The sequence below is a fragment of the Streptomyces arenae genome (assembly GCF_022343545.1).
Taxonomy (GTDB): Bacteria; Actinomycetota; Actinomycetes; order Streptomycetales; family Streptomycetaceae; genus Streptomyces; species Streptomyces humi.
In genome coordinates this window covers 1-771 of sequence record NZ_JAKQYH010000062.1, presented here as the reverse complement: position 1 = coordinate 771, position 771 = coordinate 1, and the positions used below count along the sequence as shown (strand labels likewise).

Annotated in this window: 1 protein-coding gene; it reads right to left on the bottom strand. The window is 65.8% G+C overall.

Translation table 11 applies throughout. The features are described 5' to 3' along the window. A partial coding sequence (locus tag MB828_RS27535) for a CRISPR-associated endonuclease Cas3'' (protein WP_301650580.1) occupies positions 1 to 389 on the bottom strand: 389 nt, incomplete at its 3' end. Positions 390 to 771 lie beyond the last annotated feature (382 nt).

The window sequence follows — 771 nt, the reverse complement described above, 5'->3', positions numbered from 1 at the left end:
TGCCCGTGGTCCGGTGGCGCTCCATGGTGCCCGCCAACAACCACAGCGAACTGGGCGGTGGCCCGCCCCGGCCAGCCACACCGCTCCTCCAGCCACTCCTGCAACAGCAACTGGCCGGCCAGACCATGCGGCGCCATCCGCCGGTCCCGCCCCATCTCGGCCCGGTACGGCATCTCCAGACCCGCGACGCGCATCCGGTCGGCCAGCTCATCCACCTGGCACGCGAACGCCGGAGTGGCCTTCCCTATGTCATGCACGCCCGCCAGCCATGTCACCAGTCGTCGCGCGTCCTCCTCGCCGCCTGGAAGGACCGCAGATACAAGAGCGCGTACGTTCACTGGCAGCCAGAAGTCCCACAGCAGCCCGGCCACGGCCGCACTGTCTTCCATGTGCCGCCACAGCGGCAGCCAGCCGTCGCTGTCACGATCATGCTTCGCCCACACCAGCCGAGCTGGGCCGCTCAACCGAACGCGCAGCCCGATCTGCTCTCCCCCTCACGTGCCATGCCAGATGACTACACGCAAAACCCATAGTCGGGCCGCTTTTCCAGGGAAACCGGCTCGATCAACCTCAAGTCCCCCAGCCGTGATCCATAAGTGTCTAGACTGCGCTGTCAACTCAATCCGGTCGATCGAACTGAGAGGTTTGGGCACTATGCCGGATTCCGTGGAAGTGTTGAAAAACCCGTCCACCGCCCAGCAAAGTCCCAGGTCACGTAGCCTGCTCCCCGCGCACGCGGGGATGGTCCCGAATTGACCGACAGGGAGGCGA